Below are 21,059 nucleotides of genomic sequence, written 5' to 3'. Positions count from 1 at the left end.
CCCTTCCCTCTCCTCAGGCGAAATCGCGCCTGATGCGCCGTGTTGCCGTGGCGCTGTGGACGAGTGTGCCCCGTTCTCGCGCCTCAAGCCGCCAACTCAGATTGAAATGGGTTTCGTCAGCTGTCAGCTCGGTCACCGCCACCGCTTCGGTGTCGGCATCGGCGCTGGCGATGGCCCAGCGATATTCGGTGACGAGTTTTGCCGACAGCGGATCGTCACTGCTGATGCTCATCGTATCGCTGTTGGCCGAGGATACAGTGATGGCGCGATCGTCGTAACGCCTGCGGCCATGGTCGGAGGTCAGCGCAATGGTCTGCTCGCCGGAGCCGACATCGTCGGTGACGATGCGGCGGTCGAAGCCCTCGTCCAGCGTCGTTGTCGGCACAGGCGGTGCTGTTTCAGCCGGTTTGAAGCGGACGTCACGGTCGCGCGGCGACGGCGGGCGCACAGGAAGCATCACCGTGCTGTCGCCGCTCGCCACCGACAGGGTCGACAATTTCGGCTGCGGCCACAGGATCGGCCAGTGCTGGTTGGCCAGCGCCAGCCGGATGCGGTGGCCCTTGGGCACGGTGCGGGCGAAATCATTGAGCTTGAGTCGCACGCGGAACGGTGTCCCGACCGGGCACGGCATCGGATGCTCATGGCTGTCGCGATGGCTGAGATTGAGCACGCCATAGGTCATCAGCGCCGAGGTGCCGTCGGGGTAGATATCGCAAAGACGGGCGGCGAGATTGACATGTGGCTGGTCGACGCTGACGAGCAGATCCAGTTCCGGTGCACCGAGCAATGTCAGGTCATCGTCCAGCGGCTGCGTGTCGAAGCACAGCGCCATTCCGTCCTCACGGCGCTGGTCGATCGGCATGTCCGGACAGGAGCCGCCATAGCCACCCCAACGGCCGCAGTCACGGCCGGCGGTGGCGGGCGAGCAGACTGAAAGCGTGGCACCCGGCGCCGGTTCCCTACCCAGCCCGGCGGAGTTCAGGTGCAAGGCGCGGCGCTCGATGCGCGGCGACGGCCATTGGTCCTCGGCGGCCCAACTGCCAGCATGATCGGGAAGATAAAAAGGCTGCGGCCGTTCTTCGCCGGTGATCCAGACACGATAGAGCGGCTCGCCCATGATGCCGGTGTCTTCGCCACACAGCCAGTGGCGCCACCAGCGCAGCGCCTCCTGCAGATAGCCGATCAGCGGTCCCGGCGCGCCACGGCAGGGATAGGCGTGCGACCACGGGCCGACTATGCCGAGCTTCGGTCCCGGTAGATGTTCGAGCAAACGCGGCACGAAGTTGGAATAGCTGTCCTCCCAACCGCAGACGGCCATCACCGCGCATTCGATCGCGGAATGGTCCTCGCAGATTGAGCCCTGTCGCCAGTAATCGTCGCGACGCTGATGTGCGAGCCATACCTCCGACAGCGAACTTGTCTCGGCAAGGCGGCTGGCCCACATGGCGCGCCAGGCATCGCCGACGATCTGCGGATCGGGCGCCATCGCCTTCTTCACCAGCATGAAGTTCGACCACATCTCCTGCTCGGTCAGCAGCGCGCCGCCCATATAATGGATGTCGTCGACGTAGCGGTCGTCGGTGGCGCAGTTGGTGATGATGGCCTTCAAGGCCGGCGGCCGGCGTGCGGCGACCTGCAGCGCGTTGAAGCCGCCCCAGGAAATGCCGGTCATGCCGACATTGCCATTGCACCAAGGCTGGGCCGCCAGATGGGCAATGATCTCGCAGGCATCTTGCTGTTCGCGCGGCAGATATTCGTCGGCCAGGTCGCCATCGGAATCGCCAGAGCCGCGAATGTCGATGCGGGCGCACGCGATGCCATGGCCGGCAAGCCAGGGGTGGATGTCGTTGTCGCGCGCCACAGTGCCGTCACGGCGGCGATAGGGTACCATTTCGACGACGACAGGCACCTTGGCTTCAGTGCGCGGGCGCCACAGAGTGGCGGCTATGCGCGTGCCGTCAGCCAGCGTGATCCAGAGCGGATCGACGGTTTCGACGGCAAAGGGGAACTCGGTTCGTACCACGGCAGGTACTCGTTAAATCGCCTTGTTGAACGTTCGTACAACAAGGCGATTTAAGGCGCAATCCCGCTTTGCGCTTTTTAATCCTGACAGCGAACAAACCCGCCTATCTGCGGAAAGGGAGGATCTTCATAAAACGCGACGCGCGGCATGTGTTCAGACCTCACAATCCTCCTCGGCATCGACCGCGCCCGTTTGCGCGAGCCTCTGACCAGCCGCTAACCAAGTGTCTGAAATGCGCCTCATATTGGTCGTTCAGGTCAGCCTCGCCGTTTCCTGAAAACAGACCTCAAATCCCGAATTTTAGTGTTCACTCGATTACATCGAGTGCACGGCGGGCTTTTTTTTCAGCGGTTCAGATTGATCAGCAATATCTTGGGCGCGTCCAACAAAACTGCGCCAGCCACCATGGGCAGAGATATCAGATGCGCCTGCGAGGCCGGCGGTCTCGACCAGAAATCCTTTTGCCGACGTACGATCGTCGAGTTCGATCGTGCCTATGCCAAGCGGAGCCGGGACGGCGGCGACGAAGCGTCCGAATGCATCCGGATCAAGCCGCCAGACCTCAACATCTATCTGCATGCCGTCGCCGGCGACGCGCACGAGGCCAGGCTTGGGTACCGATTGGCCGGCAAGTGCGTAAAGCCGGTAGGAAGGCGTTGTCCTTGCACTCCTCGAGAATCGGGCGCCAAGCTCAAGCAACTGGCCATTGAGCGGCATGCCCGAAAGATGCGCGCCGACAACCACCAGATCGATCATCGCGTCCGGCGCGCATTCTCCAAGCCGCGACTGGCCCGGCTGCGGCCAGCCGGTCGCGCCAAGCGGCAAGCCGCTTGCGGCATGGATGTCGCGCGCCAGTGCCGCCGTCAGCCAATCCTTGCCCGCCGTGCCGAGCAAGGTCACGCTCATCGGCAGCCCGTCGAGGCGCTTGCCGGTCGGCACGGCGATGCCACACATGTCCAGCAGATTGACGAAATTGGTGTAGGTGCCGAGCCGGCTGTTGGTGGTGATCGGATCGGCGAGCACGGCATCCAGCGCATAATGCGTCGGTGCCGTCGGCACGCAAAACAGGTCGACCGAAGCCATGACCGACGCGAGTTTGGCCTTGTAGGCCTGAAGCGCATAGAGGCCCTTGAAGGCGTCCGCCGCCGAGAGCATGCGCGCGCCGCCGATGATCTTGCGCGTTACCGGATGCATCGCGGCTTCGTTGGCGTCCATGAAGTCGCGGACCGCCGCATAGCGTTCGGCCACCCAGGCGCCCTCGTAGAGAAGGTTGGCGGTGGCGTAAAAATCGGCGAACGGGATTTCGACCAGCCGGCAGCCGAGCGTCTCCAGGAGACCAAGGGCCGCCTCAAAGCCAGCCTGCATCGAGGCGTCGCCGAAGAATTTGAGATCCGCCTTCGCCGGCACGCCGACGCTCAGCAATGGTGGCCGTGCGGCAAGCGCCGGCGCCTTGATCGCACGCGAATAGGCGTCGGCTGGGTCCTTGGCCGCCGCCACGCCGTACACTGCGTAGGCGTCGTCGACGGTGAGCGCGAACACCGAGACACAGTCGAGCGTGCGACAGGCCGGCACGACCCCGGCGGCGGAGAGCGCGCCGACGGTCGGCTTCAGCCCGACGATGTTGTTGAGGCCGGCGGGGATGCGGCCGGACCCCGCCGTGTCGGTACCGAGCGCGAACGAGACGATGCCCCGCGCCGTCGCGACAGCAGACCCCGACGAGGATCCGCCCGGCACCAGGTTGGCATCGACGGCGTTCCTCGGGATCGGGTAGGGCGTGCGCACCCCGACAAGGCCGGTGGCGAACTGGTCGAGATTGGTCTTGCCGACCACCAGCGCGCCGGCGGCCTTCAGCAGGGCAACCACGGTGGCGTCCTTGTCGGGCACATAAGCATATTCGACGCAGGCGGCGGTCGTCGGCATTCCAGCAACATCGATGTTGTCCTTGACCGCGAACGGCACGCCCCACAGCCGCTTGTTGATCGGATCGAACGGCCCGAGCGCTTGCGCCTGCGCCAGCATGTGCGCCTTGTCGGCGAGGTGGATGAAGATGCCGGGATCGTCAGCCGCCGCGATGCGGGCATGCACGGCATCGATCATGGCAGCGACAGTGACACCGCTGGCATAGGCCGCGTGCAAACTGCCGATGTCGAAGCGGATCTCGCTCATTTGGCCTCCCCCAGAATGATCACCGGCAGGTCCCACTGGATCAGCACGACGCAGCCGTCTTTCGTCCACACCGAATGCTCGGTCCCGACAGGATTCAGGATGACGCTGCCCGAGCGATAGTCGCCATTCTCGTCGCTCTGAGTGCCTTCGAGCACGACGATGGTTTCAAGCCCGACGTGGCGGTGGAGCGGCACGCCGGCGCCGGCCCGGTAGTTGAGGATAGCGACCGACGGCTCGACCGGCCCGCCCTTGAGCAGCCAGTGCACCGTGATGCCGTCCCGGAAATGTTCGAACGCCAGACCGCGCCAGCCACCGTCGAGCAGGCCGGCAAAGGCAAGATTAGGCATTGGCAATTCCCTCGAGCACCTGGTCGGTCGTCGCCGTCCAACCGACAATCGCGCCCTGCGCCCGGATCATGGCCAGCGCCGCCGCCTTGAACTCGGGAAAATAGCTTTCCGTTGCGTCCTCGGCGAGCAGGCACTCATAGCCGCGGTCGTTGGCCTCGCGCATCGTCGTCTGCACGCAGACCTCGGTGGTGACGCCGGCAAAGACGAGGTGCTGGGTGCCGAGCCGCTTGAGGTCGTCACCGAAGCTGGTCGCATAGAACGCGCCCTTGCCGGGCTTTTCGATGACGATCTCGCCGGGCAGGGGGGCAAGCTCGTCGAGGATCGCCGTGCCCGGCTCGCCGGCGATCAGCACGCGACCCATCGGACCGGAATCGCCGATGCGGATCCACGGATTGCCGCGATTGCGCTTGGCCGGCGGCAAGTCGGAGAGGTCGGGCTTGTGGCACTCCATGGTGTGGATCACCGGCAAGCCGGCAGCGCGAAAGCCTTCGATCAGTCGCTTCACCGTCGGCACGATCGCGGTCACCCGGCTGACGTCGTTGCCGAGGCTGGCACCGAAACCGCCGGGCTCGGCGAAATCGCGCTGCATGTCGATGACCACCAGCGCCATCGTCTCGGGCTTGAACGCAAAGGCGAAAGGCTGCGCGTCGATTTCAGCCATCAATGATGTCCCGCCATATGCTCGCCGATGGTCTGCACGCTGGCTTGCGCGATCGGCGTCTCGTAGACCAGCGCGCCATCCGACATGACGAAGATGCGGTCCGACAATTCCAAGAGTTCGTCGAGGTCTTCCGACATCAGCAGCACGGCGGCACCCGCATTGCGCGCCTTCATGATGCGGGCGCGGATTTCGGCAACCGCCGAGAAATCGAGGCCGAAGCAAGGGTTGGAAACGATCAGCAGATCGACCTCCCCGGTAAGTTCGCGTGCCAACACCGCGCGCTGCACATTGCCGCCCGACAGCGACGAAATCGGCGAGGCGAGCGAAGCGGTCTTGACCTTGAACTGCTCGACCAGGCGGGTCGCATAGTCCCTGATAGCGCTCATCCTGATCCAGCTGATCGGCTTGCCGGCTTCGTTCAAATCGAACGTCCGGAAGGCCATGTTTTCGGCCACCGTCATTCTCGGCGCGCAGGCGTTGCGCAACGGCTCCTCCGGAATGAAGCGGACATTGAGCGTGCGTGCCTCGCTGCGGCTGGCGCCATAGGGCGATCCCTTCACCAGAACGTCGCCGCCGTCGCGGGTGCGCTGCCCAGCCAGGACTTCGAGAAACTCCTTCTGGCCGTTGCCGGAGATGCCGGCGACGCCGACGATTTCGCCGGACTTCACATCGAGTTCGCCGATGTTGATGGTTTTCAGGCCTGTTCGGTCGGGTGCCTTCAGTGCCTTCACGGTCAGGATCTGCCTGGCGTCGATCGGCACCGGAGCGCGGCTGTCGAGCGCGGCGATCGGCTGGTCGCCGATCATCATCGCCGCCATCTCTCTGTGCGAGAGCTCCGACACTTTTCCGGTTCCGGTCAGCCTGCCCTTGCGCAGCACCGTGATGTCGTCGGCAAACGCCGTCACTTCATGGAATTTGTGCGAGATCATCAGCACGGTGAGGCCGCCGGCTCTGGTCATGTCGCGCACCAGGCCAAGCACTTCCTGTGCCTCGCCGGGGGTGAGCACGGAAGTCGGCTCGTCGAGCACCAGGAAGCTGCGGCCGAGATAGAGCTGCTTGATGATCTCCAGCTTCTGTTTTTCGCCGGCGGCGAGCTCGGCCACCTTGACGTCGAGCGGCAGCTTGAACGGCATCCGTTCCATGAAGGCTGCAAGGTCGGCGCGCTCCTTGCGCCAGTCGATGATCCCGGGCACCTTTTCGCGCGAAATGACCAGGTTTTCGGCACCGGTCAGCGACGGGACTAGTGTGAAATGCTGGTAGACCATGCCAAGCCCGAGCGCCGAGGCGTCGCGCGGGCTGGCGATCGCCACCTCGCGGCCATCGACCAGGATGTCGCCGGCGGTCGGGTGATAAAAACCCATCATGCATTTGACCAGCGTCGACTTGCCGGCGCCGTTTTCGCCGAGCAGCGCATGGAACGAGCCGGCCGGCACCTTGATGGAGACATCGCCGAGCGCGGTGAAGGCGCCGAAGCGCATGGTCATGCCGATGGTCTCGACGCTGACCGCTTTCCTGCCGCCTTCACTCATGGTCGAACCTCATGGCAACTGGGCGACGAAGGACGCCGAATTCGACACCGCGCCGAAGACGCCGCCCTGCATCTTGATCATCTTGATCGCGGCGAGATGGTTGCCGTAGTCGGTCGCGCCGCAGCAATCCTCCAGCATGACGCATTCGAAGCCGCGGTCGTTGGCCTCGCGCATCGTGGTGTGCACGCAGACATCGGTGGTGATGCCGGTCAGCACGATGTTCTCGATGCCGCGCTGGTTGAGGATCAGCTCCAGGTCGGTGGCGCAGAACGAGCCCTTGCCCGGCTTGTCGATGATCGGCTCGCCTTCGGCCGGGTAAAGGTCGGGGATGATGTCCCAGCCGGGTTCGCCGCGCACCAGGATGCGCCCGCAAGGACCGGGATCGCCGATGCCGGCATTGATGCGGCGCGAGCGCCAGCGCTTGTTGGCCGGGAGGTCGGCGAGGTCGGGCCGGTGGCCCTCGCGCGTGTGGATGATTGTGTAACCTTTCGCCCGCATCGCCGACAGTACCGACTTGATCGGCTCGATTGGCGCCCGTACCAGCGAGAGGTCGTAGCCCATATGGTCGACATAGCCACCCGGCCCGCAGAAATCGGTCTGCATGTCGATGATGATCAGCGCCGTATTATCGGGGCGAAGCTCGCCATTGTAGGGCCATGGATAGGGGTCGGCGTCGATGTAGCGCTGGGTGATCTCGGCTCTGGCGTTCATGGCAAAAACTCCAGTTACTTGGTGATCGACAATTCGCCCGGCGCGCCGGCAAGCGAACGGCTCGGTGACGAGGTGGCGATCATGATGATCAGGGTGAGGATGTATGGCGCGGCGTAGAACAGATAGTAGCCTTGCGTGACGCCGACCGACTGCAGCGCCGGTCCCAGTGCGCCGGCGCCGCCGAACAGCAGGGCGGCGGCAAAGCAGCCGAGTGGGTTCCAGCGCGCGAAGATGACCAGCGCCACCGCCATCAGCCCCTGGCCCGACGAAATGCGTTCGGTCCAGCTGCCGGGATAGTAGAGCGACAGATAGGCGCCGCCGATGCCGGCCAGCGCGCCGCCGAGGCCGGTGGCGATGAGGCGCACGGTGTTGGGGTTGAGGCCCATGGCGCGTGCCGCGTCGGAACTGTCGCCGACCACACGCAGGATCAGGCCGGCGCGAGTGTTGCGGAAAGCCCACCACAGAAACACCGCCAGTGCGGCGCCGATCAGGAACAGCACATTGACGTTGAGCGCCGCCTGCACCTGCGGAATATCGGACCAGCCGCCGAACGGGATGGCCGGCAGGTCAGGCGCCGAGGGCTGGATGAACGGTTTGCCGAAGAAGAAGGCGAGGCCGGAGCCGAGCAGCATCAGGGCGATGCCGATGGCGATGTCGTTAACCCCACGGAATTTGCAGATCCAGCCGTGGAACAGGCCGAAACAGAGGCCTGCCGCGGCGGCCGCTAGCAGGCCGAGCCAGGGCGAACCGGTCATCACCGCCACCGCATAGGCGGTCATGGCGCCGAAGACCAGCGTGCCTTCCAGGCCGAGATTGATGCGGCCGGACCGTTCGGTGATGGCCTCGCCAAGCGATACGAAGATGAAGGGTGTCGAAACCCGGATGGCGCCGCCAAGTATGGCGAGCGGAACGCCCCACAGGCCGATCTCGGTTGCGTCCATCAGGCGCCTCTCTTCCAGAGGTCGGGATTGAAGGCCTTGAAGCGGCCGTAGAAGGTTTCGCTGAACAGGATGACGACGAAGAGCATGCCTTGCAGCACCAGCACGGTGGCGTCGGGCAGGTCCATGCGGCGCTGGATCAGGCCGCCGGACGCGTTGATGCCGCCAAGCAGGATGGCGACCGGGATGATGGCCAGCGGGTTGTGACGGGCAAGGAAGGCGACGAGAATGCCGGTATAGCCGTAGCCGGCGGCGAGCGAGGCATTGGCGCTGCCTTGCACGGCGCCGACTTCCAGCATGCCGGCAAGGCCGGCGAAGCCGCCGGCAAGCGCGGTGAAGCCGACGATCAGCGGTCCGACGGCAAGCCCCTGCACCTGAGCTGCCCTGACATTGCCGCCGGCGATGCGGGCGGCAAAGCCCCAGCGGGTCTTTTCGATCAGCAACCAGGACAGTATGCAGGCGACGATGCCGACGACGAGGCCCCAATGCACCTCCATGCCGGGAATGTTGCCGATGCGGTAGGCGTCGGCCAGCGGCTGGGTCGAAGGCTTGTTGAGCGACGCAGGATCGCGCAGCGGCCCTTCCACCAGATGGTTCATCAGGGCGATGGCGATATAGGCCATCAGCAGGCTGGAGATGGTTTCGTTGACGGCCCGGTAGTGGCGAAGCGCGCCGACGGCACCGATCCAGATGCCGCCGGCGGCCATGCCCGCCACGCCCATGGCAAGAATGACGATTGATGATGGCGCGCCGCTCAGCGCCACGCCTGTGGCAGCGGCAGCGACGCCGCCGAGAACGATGGCGCCTTCGCCACCGATGACGACGAGGCCAAGCCGCGCCGGCAGCGCCACGCAGAGCGCCGCAAGCAGCAGCGGGGCTCCGCGCGACAGCGAGTTCTGGATCGAGAACCACGAGCCAAAGCCGCCGCGCCACATGGTTTCATAGAGCTGGAGCGGCGACTTGCCGACCAGCGCAATGAACAGGCTGAACAGGACCATGCCGACGACCAGCGCCGCGAGCGGAATGACAAAGACTTCCGCCCGCCGGGCAATCCATTCCAGCGCCGGCGGATATCCCCTGGCGCCGAACACCGCCGGTGCATCCGCGCTGCTGACCGTATCTGCCATGGCCCGTCTCCGTGCGCGCGTTCAGCTTCAGGCGGTCGAACCGACGACGCCCTCGACGAGATAGTCCATGCTTTCGAGCTCGATGGCGGTCTCAACGAAGGCCTGGCCTTCGGTGGCGACGACCACCCCCTTGTTGCTCTTGAGCGGCCCCTTGATGACGGCGAAGCCGCCCTTCATCATCTCGGCCAGCGTGGCATCGAATTGCTTGCGCGCCGGCTCGCCGACGGCGGGGCCGAGCGGGCTCATCTTGACGAAACCGTCGGCCAGGCCACCGCGGGTGAAATTGGGCAGCGGCGTGCCGGCGACGAGGTCGTCGACGAACATCTTGTAGACCTTGGCCCAGTTCCATTCCGCGCCGGTCAGGTATTTTTCCGGCGCCAGCGGGCTCTGGTTGGCATGATAGCCGCAGATGAAGGCGCCGCGGCCGGCCGCCGTCTCGACCACCACTTTCGGGCTGTCGACATGGCAAGTGATGACGTCGGCACCCTGATCGACCAGCGCGTTGGTGGCTTCCGCTTCCTTGACCGCCAGCGACCATTCGCCGGTGAAGATCACCTGGCAAGTGATGGTCGGGTCGACCGAGCGCGCGCCGAGCAGGAAGGAATTGATGTTGAGCAGCACCTGCGGGATCGGCTTGGCGGCGACGAAGCCGAGCTTCTTGCTCTTCGAGGTGTGGCCGGCGACCACACCGTTGAGATACTGGCCCATGCCGATATAGCCGAAATAGGAGCCGGCATTCATCGGATGCTTGGCCTTGTCCCACATGCCGCCGCAGTGGCGGAACTGCACGTCAGGGAACTTCTTGCACATGGCCAGCATGTGGGGATCGAAATAGCCGAACGAGGTCGGGAAGATCAGCGAGGCACCGTCGAGATTGATCATCGATTCCATCGTCTTCTGGACATCGACCGTCTCGGGCACATTCTCCTCCTCGACGACGGTGATGCCCTCGATGCCCTTCAGCGTCGCCGCACCCTCGGCATGCGCCTGGTTGTAGCCATAGTCATCCTTCGGCCCGACATAAATGAAGCCGACTGTGGCGGCCGCAGCGAAGGCCCTGCTGACTGGAAAGGCTGCCGAGGCAAGACCGAGTGCCGCACCGGCGGCGGAGGTCTTGAGCAGCTGGCGGCGGTTAAGCATGAATCTGTCGGTCATCTCTTATGCTCCCCTGTAGGACCTTTTCCAGGTCGGTTAACGCCTTCTCAGGAAAGTGCATGCAATCAATGTGCCAGTTTAAAAATCTTAATTTATGCAATAGAATCAGTTATGGCGCCGAGCCTGTCTGCACAAGCGAAGGGCAATTGCATACACTTTTTGCCTTGAAAATAGCCAGTTTGACATGTAGATTAAAATAAAGGCATAGAGTGAGGCGGCCCCGAGTCGGGACTGGCCCGCGGGCCAACCCTGCAAAAAGACTGGACGGAGGAGACGTGTCGGGAAAGCGCGGCTTGATCAGGTCAGGCACAACCGTCGATCAGATGGTGAGGGCGATCGGCGACCGCATCGTCACCGGCTTCCTGCGTCCCGGCGAAAAGCTCGACGAGGCATCGCTGGCCGCCCGCTTCGACGTCTCACGCACGCCGGTGCGCGAGGCGCTCGGTCACCTCAGTGCCATGGGTCTGGTCGAAAGGCGTCCCAATCGGGGTGCCATCGTCGCGGTGGTGACGCAGGAACATCTCGCCTCGATGTTCGAAAGCATGGCCGAACTGGAGGCGATCTGCGCCCGCTTTTCCGCCGAGCGCATGACCAGCATCGAGCGCCGCGCGCTCGAGATCGAGCATCAGGGCTCAGCGCGGCTGGTTCAGCTGGGCGCCGAGGAGGATTATGAATACTTCAACACCGAGTTCCATAGCCGGCTCTACCGGGGCGCCCACAACACGCATATTTACGAAATGACGGTGATGACGCGCGGCCGCCTGGCACCCTTCCGCCGGGCGCAATTCATGCTGCCGGGGCGGCTCGCCAAATCCTGGCAGGAGCACGATGCCATTGTCACCGCAATCATGCGTGGCGACGGCAATGCCGCTGGCAAGGCTGCCAAGGATCACGTCTCGATCGTCAGCGAAGCGAGCGCTGTGTTTGCCGTTGGCGAACAGACGAAGGACGCAAGTACGACAATGCCGCTTGCCGCCACCTGAAAAAGCAAAGTTCCAAACGACCGGCGGCCAAAGTCTGCTTTGGGCCAGCCCGAGACCCTCGCACCGAGCGGAACGTCCGCTATGCTCTTCGCACCCCAGAATCTGCCTGTCCGTTATCGGCCATTGGTCCTGAGTAGCCGCCTTGCAACCACCATGTTGCGCCCACGGCAATTCGGTCGTGGCCTTCCCCCGACGTCCAACTAAGAGATGGACAGGATCTCGAGTTCGCGCTGACCCAGATGGACAATATCTCCAACGGTTTTGCCAATCAGCGCGATGGCAACCGGTGAACCATGCGATATGGAAGCTTGAGACGGGTTGGCCTCATCCTCACCGACGATGCGGAAGGTCTGAGTGCGGCCATCATCACGCTCGAAGGTAACGGTGTGACCGAAGGTGATCACTTCATTGGACGTCGGCACGGACATAAGCTGAGCCGTACGAACGCGTTCGGTATAATAGCGCATATCTCGAACCGGAACCGCCGACTGCCGCCGCCTTTCGTTGACATCCTCCAGCACGTTAGCGGCCTCGAGCGCCTGCTGGGCGCGAGCCAATTCATCCTGCAGCATCTTAAGCCCCGCCTCAGTGACGAGGTTGATCCGATCGGAGATAGGCCGAGCCGGCAATATGGTTTCCGCCGCTGCCTCGGCGCTTTCCTCCTTGGCAAATGCTACGCTCAATTGGTCAAAACTCCCTGTCGAACACCGTCATTAATCAGATAGCGTAGGGCTGACAGTAAAGCTGCAACAATCTGGGCTACGAACTCTGGATCGGGCGGCCGGAGCCGTGGCTGATGAACCTGCCATGGGCCGAGCAGCATCAGCACGATCGCGAGTCTCGCACCATCGACGCTCCGCCGATCGGACCTGACATTCCAGCGCCGGCGCAGCAGCCTGAGACATAGCGTCGTGGCTAGGCTGTTGCGGCCGTCGCCTGAGCCGGGACACGTTTTCGAGGAGCAGGACGGCGTCGATCGCGGCGTTTCGAAATGACTTTGAGGGGAACGGCCGGCGCTGGAGACAGCGCGCCAAGCACAGCGTTGACCATGCCGTGGGCTACGAAATCGGCGCTGATGTCGGCGGCCAGAGCTTGCCCTTCTTGCCCGGCATCGCCCTGCTCCGCGTCCGACCAGAACACAACCCCAATTCTCAATCCTGCCTTGGCGCGTTTCAGTCGGCGGACCAGAAAGCGAGCATGCTTGAGGGAGTCCCGATTGAGGAACCCGACCACGACGGTGTCGATCGTCCCTAGTTCGAGACGACGAATACCTGCCGGCTCCATATCGGCGAAACTCGCCTTCGCCACTGTTGCACCTTGCACCTCCAGCACCTGAGCGAGCATGGCGGCAGCGGCGTCGTCGAGTTCCCCGCGACCGCCGGCACAAAGCACCGACATGCCCTTGCCATCGGGCAACTCGATCTCTTCCTCCTCGACGCCATCTGGTTCCTTGCTCGCGCTGCCTTCCGCGGCGGCTGTCGGCTCATCTTCCTCGCTTGCTTCTTCCTGTGCATCCTCGGCAAGATTTGCCACAAGAATTTGGGCGCTCGCCGCCACCTGCCTTTGCTGCTGATCGCCCATCACGCCACGCATGCGGTCCTGCTCGCCCAAAAGGAGAGCAGGAATGGCGACCTTGTCGTAGAAATCGATCAGATACTTCTCCTCGAGGATCTCCTCGGCATGGTCAGTGGCCTCGTCGGGATCGCCGGCCAGGAGCCGCTGATAGAGCCGGGCGTAAGGTTCGAGGACGGGCTCGTTGCCAAACAGGACGTCGAGAAATTCGAACTGCGGAACGTGTCGCCCGAGGACGACGAGACAAACTGTCAGCGGCGTCGAGAGGACCAGGCCGAGCGGCCCCCACAGCCATGTCCAGAAGATCGCAGCAACGATGATAGCCAAAGGGGAAAGTCCCGTGCGCGAACCGTAGAGCCACGGTTCGACGACATTGCCGGTTACCAGTTCCATCACGATGAACAGTGCAGCGGTCCACAGCACGAGCGACCAGCCGGGTGCCACGGCCAAGGCGAGGAACAATGGCAGCAGCGCGCCTATCACCGGGCCGATATAGGGAACGAAGCGAAGCGCCAGTGCCAGCAATCCCCACAGCAGCGCGTTGGGAATGCCGAGTACCCAAAGCCCGATCGCAATGGGTATTGCGTAGACAATGTTGACCACCAATTGCATGAGCAGATAGCGGCCAACTCGCTTGCCGGCGTCCTGCAATGCTTCTGTCGTGCGGTGGAGATCCCCGTAGCCGACCAGGCGGATGAACCGGTCGCGCAGGTCCTCGCGCTCGAGCAACATGAAGATGACCACGATGATGATCAGGCCAGCCGATGCCAACGGGCTGATCAACGGTCCGATGATGTTCTGCAAGACCTCGAGTGGTCGCTCACGCGCGACGATCTCGACGGGAACAGGTTCGCGCCGGGGCTTTTCCGCCGCAGGCGGCGGCACGTCCTGTTTATCGATCTCCTGACCGACACGCTCGATCACCCGGCTTAGCCTGGCAATGATGCCGCCACCAACGCCCGTTTCCTTGAGGGAACGCACCTTGGTCAGGATGTTTGTCTGGTAGGCTGAAATGTTCTGGGCAAGCTCGCTAACCTGGGTCGCCACAATGAAGCTGAACAGGCCCAGGGCTGCGAATGCGCCAATCACGCTCAGAAGAACAGCAGGCAGGCGGGACACGCCGGTACGTTTCAGCCCGGAAACAACAGGCGCCAGCGCAAAGGTCAAAAGCAGCGCGATGGCAATCGGGAGAAAGACCTCGCGACCGAAATACAGCGCGGCAACCGTCGTGACGACAGTTGCGACGGTGGGCAGAGCCGTGCGCGGATGGGCAGTCCCGGCCGCCAGAATTCGTCCTAACCCTTGCTCGGGCGATGGGATGTCGTTTCGACGATTGGCGGCCACCTGATTTCCCCCGTTGCCTCACGATAGTTAGACCCATTCGACTGCCGGGCAATGTTAGCAGGGTCGAATACATGCGTTTTTCAGCTTGCAGGCTCCAGATTTTCCCCCTCACGCCTGGCGGGCCTGTTCGATTTCTTCTCCAAGTGAACGCATATGCCGCTCATCGGCATCTGTGCCACTGCGCTGGCGATCTAAAAAGTTGAGATGCTGTTTCGGGTCTGTGGGCGGTCAACCGTCTTAAAGCAGGCGCCACTCGCTGAACTGGTATCTCAACAGCCAAAGGAATGATCGATGAGCAAGAAGATTTTTGTGAGCCTGCCGGTGACCGACGTGAAGGCATCCATGGCGTTCTATGAATCTCTCGGGTTCAAGAACAATCCCAAGTTTACCAGTGAGACGGCTGCCGGGATGGTATGGAGTGAAGAAATCAACTTTATGCTGCTGAGCCGTGAAAAATGGCAGACTATGACCACGCGCCCCATCCCGCCATCAACGTCCAGCGAGGTAATGCTGGCGCTATCCCTGGACAGCCGCGAGGCGGTCGATGCGATGGCCGCCGCAGCTGCTGCGAACGGTGGCACCGCCGACATCAATCCAATCGAAGATCATGGGTTCATGTATACCCGCGACCTCGCTGATCCCGATGGCCATGCCGTGGGCGCGATGTGGATGGACGTTTCCGCAAGGCCTTCTGGCGACATGGCGGACTGACATAGTTACTCGATCAGCCTCAAGGCAGTGGGCCCGCTTCTCGTCGAATGAGCAACGATAGCGGACGTTGAACGTCCAATGTCCGATGTCGTGAGTTGACCCGTTCCGGTCGTCACTCGCGGGAAAGAACCTCCTCGCCCCATTAAGGGCCGAGCGCAGATTCCTTTTGACCTCATCCTTTCAAAACGGATGCACAACCCAACGACGCAGGCTATGTTGCCCTCGTCGGGCCTACGTCATCGAAGGAGAGGGCATGACATGCAGGCAATGCCGATAGCGCATCAAGCCGCGCAACCTGAGGTCGGGCCCATATCCTCCTTGACCGGCTATCCGGCCGCCGTCCTCTGCTGGCTGCTTTCGGCTGGTGTCTATATCGCGGCCAAATGGGTGGCGCCCGAGATGCCGCCCTGGGGCCTCTGCTTCTGGCGGCTGACGCTTGCTTGCGCCATCCTGCTCCCGATTGTGCACCGTCATCACGACGCGATGATCGGGCTTTTGCGCACGCGCGCCGCGGAGGTCATCGCTGTGGGGGCGATCGGCCTCACGCTGTGCCAGGGTATGATCTACCATGGCCTCAACGACACCGACGCCACCACGGCCGGAATCATCATGGCGCTGTCGCCTGTCATGACGATGGTGCTCGCCCGTTTCGTGCTTGGCGAGCCGCTCGGGCTATGGAAGTCGCTTGGCGCGTTGGTTGCGCTCGCCGGGATGATTTTCATCGTTGCCCACGGGAACCTGACGGCGCTGCTGCAACTCAAGTTCAACGCCGGCGAGCTGTGGATCGTCGGCAGCGCGTTCTGCTGGGGCCTGTACACCGTGCTTTTGCGCCGTGCCAAATTCGGCATCGAACTCCTGCCGATGGTCGTGCTGCTGCTCGGCGCCGGTGCACTGGTCGCCTTGCCTTTCCATGTGTGGGAATTGTTCAACGACGAACGCTCCGCCATGAACGTCCACAGCATTCTCGCGCTCGCCTATCTGGCAGGTCCTGGCGGCGCCTTGATGTACTATCTCTACAACAAAAGCGTGGAAACGCTCGGTGCGAGCCGGGCGAGCATGCTGCTCTACCTGCAGACGGTGTTCGTCGCTGTGCTCGCCTATCTGCTGCTCGGCGAGGAGTTGCACGATTACGATCTGGTCGGTGCGGCCTTCATCGTCGCCGGCATCGTACTTGCAACCGTGATCAAACCCAGGCCAGCTTAACCACCAAACCGACAACGCAACTTTGACAAGCTGCGCGATCGCCCTGCCAGCCGGATAGCTGGAACGAGTTCACGCCTTGCGACGTTGATCCGTCTCATGGTTGCAGCCGACCTGACGGACGCAACCAGGTTTTGGTAATGAGGATCGCCTTATGAGCCGACCATCCGGCTGGATCGCAATCGTCGCATGTCTTGGTCGTCCTCTACCTTCTCCAATCGCAAGGCATAGTCAGGTTCTGACACCCGGCAAACCTCCCATTGCGGCGCTGAGCGGCACGCCACGCGGACGAGGCGCGCCGTACATCCAGCCCTAGGTGACGCGCTCCCGATCCTTCTTGATCGCAGAGGTGGGTGGGTTATCGCGAGATTTGCCTCGTCGCAGGATTTTCGCCCTACTATGTCAAACTTTATTGCTGGCGACGGTCCCTCGGCAGATAATCCCATTGCTTGGCGGGGTGGGGTAGCCGGCGGCCTGCGCGCTTCTTCCGTGTAGGGAGAAGGCGCGGGTTCGCGGTTGAGTTTGGTCGAGACCCTTAAAGACTTTTGTTACTTGAAGAACTGATTTCGGCGGTCCCATAAATTCGTGATTGTCCACATTGCGCGGGAGGCAGTGCGAAATGGATGATGTAACATTCAACGTCTGGGTTTGCCCCTGTGTTGAAGTGATCGAGGCCTGCGGCGAATGGTTCGTCCGCGTGGTCGAGGATGACCAGGAACTGACCCGATCATTCGATCTGGAATCGTTCGCACTGGCCTATGCGGAAGGTCAGCGAATACGGTTGGGGCTTGCGGACTTCAAGCGATTGTAGACCACCAGTAGTTGTATGAGGCAATGGAACGGCTGGACGCCTCGCATTGACGTTCGGCTCGCGCTCGCCGTCTGAGGCATTGCGGACCACCGGGCTAGGCATGTTGGGATCGATGTTTATGGAAGGCTCAAGGTTACCCGAGATGTCACGCAAGACGCCGATCCACTGGCGGATGGCCTCTTGGCGTACATCCAGCCCTAGCGAACGCGCTCTTGATCCTTCACGGCTACCGCCATCTATGTCTGCCTTCCCGCATCAAGTTGCACTCCAAGTCGCTCCTTCCGTCTCCACCGCACCACGGCGCGATAACTGGTGTGATCTACAGGGACGTGAAGCACGAAACGGTCGGGAATTGCGATGTCGGCCTTCACCCGCAATTCCGCACCGTGAGCGTGCTGGTTACAAACGAAACAATTGATAGTGGCGTCGCCGGATTGGATTGTCGCTTCCTTCAGAACAAGGTCACGGATATGCGATCGTCGCTCTATTGGTGGGTCAGTCGGCATTGCCTTGTTTCCTCTGATCTGACGAACTGAAACCCTTCATTCCGAAACGCAGGATGGCAGCGCACTACCGGCCCAGCGGTTGCCTCGAAAGAGCGACGAGCTCGGCTTCGTCGACCACGCCGGCCATATAGTTCGCGATAATCCGGGATGCGATAGCGCCGCGTGCTTCTGGCGATTGACCGTCGAGCTTAAGCTGCTGGAATACACGCCCCAACAGCTCAAGTTCGGATGGTCGCAAAATGCCAGCCTCCGTGGCTTTGCTTCGAATCGTCACTCGTTGTCCTCCACCGCAGTCAACGACCATACGACCGCGGCCGGGAAACTCAACTCAACTGTTGAGGGCGCCCAGGCGGCGCTAACCTCAAACCCCATTTCGGACGAGCGGTTGGCCTCTTAGCCGGCGGCCTGTGCCGACTTGCGCCGTGCGTCGCTCACCGTCAGCCAGACAGCGGAGACCAGGAAGTAGAAGGCGCCGAACGCGGCATAGGGCGCGACATTGGTGATGTCGATCGCCTCCGCACTGCCCGCCATCTTCACAAAGAAAATACCGGCAAGTGCCGACTGGGCGCCGCTCAGCACCATTGCCCACTGCGCGCCGGACGTCCAGCGTCGGATCGCGGTGGCGAGCTGGAAAAGGCCTGACAGGACCGCCCAGACGCCGAACACGGCCAGCACCGCATCCATGGTTTTGCCGAGAGCGATGGCGACCGCGACGGTGGTGACGATGCTGATGACAAAGTTAAGCAGCTGCGTCTTGTTCCGGTTCAATCCACCGCTGCGCCGGGCGTCGACGAAATTGGCCAGCGCATCCCAGGCGGGATAGGCAACCAGCATGATGGCTGCCAGGGACGGCATTGACTTGGCGACCGTGAACGCGAGCAAGACCCAGGCGGCCGCCACGGCAAAGCGTGTGAAATAGTAGCTCTTCAGCCAGGAAGATTGGACAAGGTTGGTTTCATTCGTCTTGGCAAGCATTGTGATTTTCCTTTCGTGTTTGGCTTGGTATACCTACTAGAAGGTAGGCTGGATGAACGCGTTGCGGGAATTCGATGGAGGGCTCGCCCTTCTCTCGCGGAAATTCCCTGTTAGTGAACCTTCGCCGATAGACGCTGCACGGCCGGCGTCAGGATGGCGTCAAAGACAGCGGGGTTGCCATAGGCACGCGCCGACAGCATCGCGCCATGGACAGTTGCCATGAAGGTCTCAGCCTCCAGCCCGGCAGAGCCGGCGAATTTGAGTGCCCCCTGTTCAGCGCCCCGCTCCATGACCTTGGTCAACCAGGACGACAGAAATCGAAAGTAGGCCCGCACCTCGACGGCAACTTCAGGCGGGAGTGCCGGGAGTTCGCTGGCAAGCAGCGCACAAACGCAAAACGGGACGCTCGCGTCTTCAATGCATTTTGCCCAGTGCCCAGCATAGGCTCGAAGAAGTGCAAGCGAACCAGGGAATTTACCTTCCAGATCTGCCATGCCGATCTCGGTACGCTCGCGATGGCGCGCCACAAGGCTGCGAACAAGGTCCACCTTGCTGGGGAAATGATGGTGAATGCTCGCCTTGCGAATCCCCACCTCGCCGGCGATATCGGCATAGCTGAATCCGTTGTAGCCACCCGCCACGATGAAGGTTCGCGCTGATGCTAGTATCTGATCGGAGGTCATCACAAGATTGCTCATGGTGGCTACCTACCTACTAGTAGGACTGTTGTCAACCGCAGTTTCCAGGCAAGGGAGATATACGCAAAGGCAGACGGATGCCGGGCGTGTGCGAAGCTTCTCCAAACGGCTCGACAAATCTCAAAAACGGCTCGACAACAAACGCACGAGTCAACCGAGCACGCGGTTCGCAAAAACGGGTCGAAGCATGGATAGTGAGAGTGCAAGTTTGCCGGTTGAGCAAGCCAAGCTCAACAGCATGCTCACGCGGGGCATCGTATATTCCATTGTCTGGCTCGCCGGTTTCGGATCTTCCTATGCGCTTTACCAAGGATTGCGGGCGCGACGGATGCTGAAACTGAATCCCATGCTTCAGGGAAACGGCCGCGCCTGGTGGTGCATCATCGCGGGAGGACTTGGGGTCACAGTCTTGTGTGCGATCGTCGGCGTCGGCATTTTCAACGTCCTGACACGGCCCTAGTTTTGGCGTTCATGGACGGCGGCCCACCGCGCGCGGCCAGGACAGCGGCGACCAACTGTACAGCGCCGCAGAGGAGCTTCCTCTTCGGCTGGGCCCGCCCTTGACGAGCCCAAGGTCTCGTCAAGGCTGCAGGCATTTCACTACCAGCGCTGATGCACGTAAGGCTTGATGTCCTGGTCGTAGATCGCCTTCACCTTGGCCATCAGTTCGTTCGACAGCGGTGCAAGCGCAGCGGCCTCCGCATTGGAAACCGCCTGCGCCGGATTGCGGGCGCCGGGGATGACCACGGTCACCGCGTCGAACATCAGGATCCAGCGCAGCGCGAATTTCGCCATCGTCGTGTCGCCTGACACCAGCGGCCGGACCTTTTCGACCGCCGCCAGGCCGACCTCATAGGGCACGCCCGAAAACGTCTCGCCGACATCGAAGGCTTCGCCACTACGGTTGAACAGGCGATGGTCCGTGCTGTCGAACTTGGTGTCCGCCTTGAACTTGCCCGACAAAAGTCCGCTGGCCAGCGGCACGCGGGCGATGATGGCGACATCATTCTTTTTCGCCTGGTCGAAGAACAGTTCGGCCGGCCGCTGGCGGAAGGCGTTGAAGATGATCTGCACGCTGACGATGCCGGGATATTGCATCGCCTTCAGCGCCTCTTCGACACGCTCGACGCTGACGCCGTAATTGCGGATCTTGCCCTGCTCGGTGAGCCTATCGAGGCGCTCGAAAACTTCCGGATGGTAATAGAGATCGGTCGGCGGGCAGTGCAGCTGCACCAGGTCGAGCGTGTCGGTCTCGAGGTATTTCAGGCTGCGGTCGATCCAGCTGTTGAGGTTCTCGACGCTGTAGCCTTCGACGCTCTGCTTCGGCAGCCGCCGTCCGGCCTTGGTGGCGATGAACGGGCGGGCACCGCCGCGTTCCTTCATCACCCTGGCAATCAGCTTCTCGGAGCGGCCATCGCCATAGACGTCAGCCGTGTCGAGGAAGGTGACGCCGGCATCGAGAGCGGCATGCAGGGCGGCGACCGCGTCGTCGTCATTGACCTCGCCCCAGGCGGCGCCGATGGCCCAGGCGCCGAAGCCGATCTCGCTGACAGTACGGCCGGTCCGGCCAAATTTCCGTGAATGCATCTCGCTGTTCCTGAC

At 62.4% G+C, this 21,059-nt stretch carries 21 protein-coding genes; 5 read left to right on the top strand and 16 right to left on the bottom strand.

What is annotated here, in order from left to right:
- Positions 1-13: 13 nt before the first annotated feature.
- From AC1D1B_RS11780 to AC1D1B_RS11740, 9 genes are all read right to left on the bottom strand, one after another.
- Complete coding sequence (locus AC1D1B_RS11780) at positions 14-2,023, bottom strand: CocE/NonD family hydrolase (RefSeq protein WP_477332288.1); 2,010 nt, start codon at positions 2,021-2,023, stop codon at positions 14-16.
- A 315-nt stretch (positions 2,024-2,338) separates the two neighbouring features.
- Positions 2,339-4,189 (bottom strand): allophanate hydrolase, encoded by a 1,851-nt coding sequence (atzF, locus tag AC1D1B_RS11775; RefSeq protein ID WP_477332286.1) that lies wholly within the window; start codon positions 4,187-4,189, stop codon positions 2,339-2,341.
- Positions 4,186-4,536, bottom strand: a complete 351-nt coding sequence (locus AC1D1B_RS11770) for a cupin domain-containing protein (protein ID WP_477332284.1) — start codon at positions 4,534-4,536, stop codon at positions 4,186-4,188. Before AC1D1B_RS11770 ends, atzF begins: the two co-directional genes overlap by 4 nt.
- The gene (locus tag AC1D1B_RS11765) at positions 4,529-5,197 is read right to left on the bottom strand and encodes a cysteine hydrolase family protein (protein ID WP_477332282.1); all 669 of its coding nucleotides are present in this window, start codon (positions 5,195-5,197) and stop codon (positions 4,529-4,531) included. The genes AC1D1B_RS11770 and AC1D1B_RS11765 overlap by 8 nt, the downstream gene beginning before the upstream one ends.
- Entirely contained in the window at positions 5,197-6,726 is a 1,530-nt protein-coding gene (locus tag AC1D1B_RS11760; protein ID WP_477332280.1) for an ABC transporter ATP-binding protein, read from the bottom strand. Before AC1D1B_RS11760 ends, AC1D1B_RS11765 begins: the two co-directional genes overlap by 1 nt.
- 9 nt (positions 6,727-6,735) lie before the next feature.
- Positions 6,736-7,437: a biuret amidohydrolase gene (biuH, locus tag AC1D1B_RS11755; RefSeq protein WP_192257706.1), complete on the bottom strand. Its 702-nt coding sequence runs from the start codon at positions 7,435-7,437 to the stop codon at positions 6,736-6,738.
- A 14-nt stretch (positions 7,438-7,451) separates the two neighbouring features.
- Positions 7,452-8,378 carry an ABC transporter permease gene (locus tag AC1D1B_RS11750; RefSeq protein WP_477332278.1) on the bottom strand — a complete coding sequence of 309 codons (927 nt, stop codon included), beginning with the start codon at positions 8,376-8,378 and terminating at the stop codon, positions 7,452-7,454.
- Positions 8,378-9,502 (bottom strand): ABC transporter permease, encoded by a 1,125-nt coding sequence (locus AC1D1B_RS11745; RefSeq protein ID WP_477332276.1) that lies wholly within the window; start codon positions 9,500-9,502, stop codon positions 8,378-8,380. The genes AC1D1B_RS11750 and AC1D1B_RS11745 overlap by 1 nt, the downstream gene beginning before the upstream one ends.
- A 27-nt stretch (positions 9,503-9,529) precedes the next feature.
- The gene (locus tag AC1D1B_RS11740) at positions 9,530-10,657 is read right to left on the bottom strand and encodes a BMP family ABC transporter substrate-binding protein (RefSeq protein WP_477332274.1); all 1,128 of its coding nucleotides are present in this window, start codon (positions 10,655-10,657) and stop codon (positions 9,530-9,532) included.
- A 293-nt stretch (positions 10,658-10,950) separates the two neighbouring features.
- On the opposite strand from AC1D1B_RS11740, the gene AC1D1B_RS11735 reads away from it, so the two are divergent.
- Positions 10,951-11,640, top strand: coding sequence for a GntR family transcriptional regulator (locus tag AC1D1B_RS11735; protein WP_477332272.1), 690 nt, complete (start codon positions 10,951-10,953; stop codon positions 11,638-11,640).
- Between the two features lie 200 nt (positions 11,641-11,840).
- Here AC1D1B_RS11735 and greA read toward each other — a convergent pair whose 3' ends face one another.
- On the bottom strand, positions 11,841-12,323 hold the full coding sequence (gene greA, locus AC1D1B_RS11730; RefSeq protein ID WP_477332270.1) for a transcription elongation factor GreA: 483 nt from the start codon (positions 12,321-12,323) through the stop codon (positions 11,841-11,843).
- Between the two features lie 232 nt (positions 12,324-12,555).
- A complete protein-coding gene (locus AC1D1B_RS11725; protein ID WP_477332268.1) occupies positions 12,556-14,556 on the bottom strand; it encodes an AI-2E family transporter in 2,001 nt (666 codons plus the stop codon).
- 291 nt (positions 14,557-14,847) lie between these two features.
- Here AC1D1B_RS11725 and AC1D1B_RS11720 point away from each other — a divergent pair, with 291 nt between their 5' ends.
- From AC1D1B_RS11720 to AC1D1B_RS11710, 3 genes are all read left to right on the top strand, one after another.
- The gene (locus AC1D1B_RS11720) at positions 14,848-15,267 is read left to right on the top strand and encodes a VOC family protein (RefSeq protein WP_477332266.1); all 420 of its coding nucleotides are present in this window, start codon (positions 14,848-14,850) and stop codon (positions 15,265-15,267) included.
- Positions 15,268-15,525: 258 nt separating this feature from the next.
- The gene (locus AC1D1B_RS11715; protein WP_181057316.1) at positions 15,526-16,470 is read left to right on the top strand and encodes a DMT family transporter; all 945 of its coding nucleotides are present in this window, start codon (positions 15,526-15,528) and stop codon (positions 16,468-16,470) included.
- A 616-nt stretch (positions 16,471-17,086) separates the two neighbouring features.
- On the top strand, positions 17,087-17,278 hold the full coding sequence (locus AC1D1B_RS11710) for a hypothetical protein (RefSeq protein WP_477261331.1): 192 nt from the start codon (positions 17,087-17,089) through the stop codon (positions 17,276-17,278).
- Between the two features lie 236 nt (positions 17,279-17,514).
- On the opposite strand, the gene AC1D1B_RS11705 is transcribed toward AC1D1B_RS11710, so the two are convergent.
- The 4 genes from AC1D1B_RS11705 to AC1D1B_RS11690 all read right to left on the bottom strand — a co-directional run bounded on the left by AC1D1B_RS11705 (position 17,515) and on the right by AC1D1B_RS11690 (position 19,457).
- Positions 17,515-17,784, bottom strand: a complete 270-nt coding sequence (locus AC1D1B_RS11705) for a PilZ domain-containing protein (protein WP_477332264.1) — start codon at positions 17,782-17,784, stop codon at positions 17,515-17,517.
- Between the two features lie 64 nt (positions 17,785-17,848).
- Positions 17,849-18,058, bottom strand: coding sequence for a hypothetical protein (locus AC1D1B_RS11700; RefSeq protein ID WP_477332262.1), 210 nt, complete (start codon positions 18,056-18,058; stop codon positions 17,849-17,851).
- Positions 18,059-18,177: 119 nt separating this feature from the next.
- On the bottom strand, positions 18,178-18,759 hold the full coding sequence (locus AC1D1B_RS11695) for a DUF308 domain-containing protein (protein WP_477332260.1): 582 nt from the start codon (positions 18,757-18,759) through the stop codon (positions 18,178-18,180).
- A gap of 110 nt (positions 18,760-18,869) precedes the next feature.
- Positions 18,870-19,457, bottom strand: a complete 588-nt coding sequence (locus tag AC1D1B_RS11690) for a TetR/AcrR family transcriptional regulator (RefSeq protein WP_477332258.1) — start codon at positions 19,455-19,457, stop codon at positions 18,870-18,872.
- Positions 19,458-19,545: 88 nt separating this feature from the next.
- Between AC1D1B_RS11690 and AC1D1B_RS11685 the strand changes: the two genes are divergently transcribed.
- A complete protein-coding gene (locus tag AC1D1B_RS11685; protein ID WP_477332256.1) occupies positions 19,546-19,917 on the top strand; it encodes a hypothetical protein in 372 nt (123 codons plus the stop codon).
- 140 nt (positions 19,918-20,057) lie between these two features.
- Here AC1D1B_RS11685 and AC1D1B_RS11680 read toward each other — a convergent pair whose 3' ends face one another.
- The gene (locus tag AC1D1B_RS11680; protein ID WP_477332254.1) at positions 20,058-21,044 is read right to left on the bottom strand and encodes an aldo/keto reductase; all 987 of its coding nucleotides are present in this window, start codon (positions 21,042-21,044) and stop codon (positions 20,058-20,060) included.
- Positions 21,045-21,059 lie beyond the last annotated feature (15 nt).

The organism is Mesorhizobium sp. P2_C5_2, assembly GCF_056404535.1.
Note: the sequence above shows the minus strand (reverse complement) of the source record. Positions and strands in the feature narration are given on the sequence as shown.